The sequence below is a fragment of the Rodentibacter sp. Ppn85 genome, from assembly GCF_001999335.1.
Classification (GTDB): domain Bacteria; phylum Pseudomonadota; class Gammaproteobacteria; order Enterobacterales; family Pasteurellaceae; genus Rodentibacter.
Genome location: NZ_MLHS01000097.1, coordinates 1 through 3,358, shown reverse-complemented (window position 1 = coordinate 3,358; position 3,358 = coordinate 1). Strand labels below are relative to the sequence as shown.

Below are 3,358 nucleotides of genomic sequence, written 5' to 3'. Positions count from 1 at the left end.
AGTCAGAAGTCAGAAGTCACCAAGATTGTGACAGTAATGCGCTAACACAGCAAGCCTTTCTTAATAATTTGGATCAAAAACTTTGGTCTGCTGCAGACCGCCTCCGCCAACAACTGGACGCCGCCAACTACAAACACATCGTTTTAGGCTTTATCTTCCTCAAATACGTTTCCGACAGCTTCCTTGAACAACGCCGAAAACTGACCACCCTTTTTGCCGATCCGCAATCAGAACTCTATCTCGACCCAGCTATTTATAGCGAGTAAGACCTCAACAACGAACTCGAAGAACGGGACTACTACACCCAAGATAACATCTTCTGGGTACCCGAAGCGGCACGCTGGGATAACATCAAAGCCGTTGCACAATACAATATCGGCGATGAACTGCCGTGGGGTGCAAAATTTAGCGGTGTTGCCAATTTGATTGATGCCGCCTTTGAAGCCATTGAGCAAGACAACCCCAAACTCAAAGGCAAAATTCAACGTATCGCCGGCTATAAAGTCCAAGCGGACACCCTAATCGGCTTAGTCGATCTCTTTTCCGATACACACTTTAGCCAACCGACCTTTGACGGCAAACCCGTCCACCTCGCCGCTAAAGATATTCTCGGCCACGTTTACGAATATTTCCTTGGGCAATTCGCCCTTGCCGAAGGCAAAAAGGGTGGGCAATACTTCACCCCAAAATCGATCGTAACCCTGATTGTGGAAATGCTTGAACCTTACGAGGGCAGAATTTACGACCCTGCAATGGGGTCAGGCGGTTTCTTTGTGCAAACGGAACGCTTTATCGAAAGTCATCAAGATAAAACACCATATAGCCACCGCAATAAAAATATCGCTATCTACGGGCAAGAATACAACCCGACCACTTGGCAGCTTGCGGCAATGAATATGGCAATTCGAGGCATTGAGTTTGACTTCGGCAACCAAAATGCCGACACCTTCACCAATCCGCAACATCTCGACAAAAAAATGGATTTTATAATGGCAAATCCGCCGTTCAATATGAAGGAATGGTGGAGTGAAAGCCTTGCCCAAGATCCCCGTTGGCAATACGGCACACCGCCGGCGGGCAACGCCAACTTTGCGTGGCTGCAACATATGATCTACCACCTCTCGCCTAAAGGCAGAATGGCACTGCTGCTTGCCAACGGCTCAATGTCGAGCAACACCAATAACGAAGGGGAAATCCGCAAAAATATCCTCCGAGCCGACTTGGTCTAAGCAATGGTTGCCCTCCCCTCTCAACTGTTTACTAACACCCAAATCCCTGCGTGTATCTGGATTTTAAACAAAGCCAAAGCCCGCAAAGGCGAAGTACTCTTTATTGACGCCCGCCAAATCGGCTATATGAAAGACCGTGTCTTGCGGGATTTCACCCCTGACGATATTGCCAAAATTGCCCAAACCTACCACAGTTGGCAAAAAGCGGACGGCTACCAAGACCAAGCCGCCTACTGCTACTCGGCAACCTTGGACGACATAGCCAAAAGCGATTACGTCCTCACCCCCGGACGCTATGTCGGCACCGCTGAACAAGAAGATGACGGCATACCTTTTGCAGAAAAAATGCAAAATCTGACCGCTCTTTTAAATGAGCAATTTAAGCAAAGTGCGGAATTGGAAGCGAAGATTAAGGCGAATTTAGGGGGATTGGGGTATGAGTAATCAAATTGAATTATCTAATATTACCGATGGAACACCAATTTCTTATGGTGTTGTTCAACCAGGGGAAGAGGTTTTAAATGGAATAAAATTTATTCGGGGAGGAGATATTTCAAATGGAAAAATTCTATTTGAACAGTTAAGAACCATATCAAATGAAGTTAGCAATAAATATAGAAGAACTTTATTAAAAGGAAATGAAGTATTAATTTCATTAGTTGGAAATCCTGGTGAAGTTGCAGTAACAACTAAAGAGTTTATTGGCTTTAATATTGCTAGACAAGTTGGACTAATTAGACCAAACAATTCATTTAATCCATATTTTATTATGTATTATCTAATATCTCCTAATGGAAAAAAACAGTTAAATTCCTTTTCTTTAGGCTCTGTACAAAAAGTTATTAACTTAAAAGATTTAAAGAAAGTAAAAATCCCTAAATTATCTATTGATATTCAAAATAAAATTATAGATAAGTTAAAGACATTAGATGAAAAAATCGAACTCAACACTCAAATCAACCAAACCCTAGAAAATATCACCCAAGCGATATTTAAAAGTTGGTTTATTGATTTCGACCCCGTGCGAGCCAAAGCCACTGCCCTTGCGGACGGCTTAACACCCGCACAGGCAGAACGTGCCGCAATGAGTGTGATTTCCGGCAAAAATGCCGCCGAACTCGACCGCTTGCAAACCGAAAACCCCGACCAATACCACCAACTTCAACAACTCGCCGCCACCTTCCCAAGTGAGTTTGAAGAAGTTGAAGGATTTGGGGACGTGCCGAGGGGGTAGGGAGTGAAAAAGATCGAAGATGTTATCAAGAAAATCCCCGTAGGCAAAAAATACAGCCAAAAAACAACTTTTCCAGAGGGCTTAGTCCCTGTTTTAGACCAAGGGAAATCAGGCATTATTGGCTACCACAACGATAAAGCAGGAGTAATAGCAAGCATAGAAAAGCCCGCCATTGTTTTTGCTAATCATACTTGCTATATGAGGTTAATTTGTTATGATTTTAGTACTATTCAAAATGTTTTCGCTTTCAGGGGGGAAGAAACAGATATTTATTGGACTTATTTAGCTACATACGGAAAACAAGAATTTACTGAATATAAAGGACATTTTCCTGATTTTTTAATTAAAGAAATTGTTGTTCCAAATGTAGAGCTAACAGAATTATTTGGACAAATAGTAAAAGAGAGTTTTTCTAAAATTGCTATGAATGATATAGAAAATTCTTTTTTAACTAAAATTAGAGATAAATTACTACCTAAGTTACTGAATGGGGAGATTAAGGTATGAATAATGAAAAATTAGTAAAAGAGATCTATAGTAATTGGCAAGCGTGTCAATCTGATCTTTTAAGAATAAAAAGAAATTTCAATAAAGCTTTTGAGAAAAGATGTGCAGAGATTAATAGAGGGTTTCTTAGAACATTTTTATCAAAAATACCTGATGATGATTTAAAAGAAATAAATAATATTCTAATCGGAATCAGAAAAATTTATGGTTCTAGCCCATTCTGGGTGAACAGTGATGAATTTGACCTAGATGATGATAAAATCAATGACATAGAAAATAAACTATTAGAAATAGAGAAAATATTCTATCAAAATGGCTTTTCAGAAATTAAAGATTTTATTATAGAAAATGATAATATTTTTAATGAATTAAAAGAATCTTATAAAAA

General features: G+C 40.0%; 3 protein-coding genes and 1 pseudogene. All 4 read left to right on the top strand.

All coding sequences use genetic code 11. The features are described 5' to 3' along the window. Positions 1–1,673: pseudogene (locus tag BKL51_RS11500) on the top strand (type I restriction-modification system subunit M); the annotation flags it as partial. Further along, positions 1,666–2,463, top strand: coding sequence for a restriction endonuclease subunit S (locus tag BKL51_RS11840; RefSeq protein WP_143530638.1), 798 nt, complete (start codon positions 1,666–1,668; stop codon positions 2,461–2,463). The pseudogene BKL51_RS11500 and the gene BKL51_RS11840, both read left to right, overlap by 8 nt. 3 nt (positions 2,464–2,466) lie before the next feature. Continuing rightward, the gene (locus BKL51_RS11835; RefSeq protein ID WP_143530636.1) at positions 2,467–2,970 is read left to right on the top strand and encodes a restriction endonuclease subunit S; all 504 of its coding nucleotides are present in this window, start codon (positions 2,467–2,469) and stop codon (positions 2,968–2,970) included. Next, the coding region (locus BKL51_RS11490) for a hypothetical protein (RefSeq protein WP_143530634.1) at positions 2,967–3,358 on the top strand (392 nt) is incomplete at its 3' end. The genes BKL51_RS11835 and BKL51_RS11490, both read left to right, overlap by 4 nt.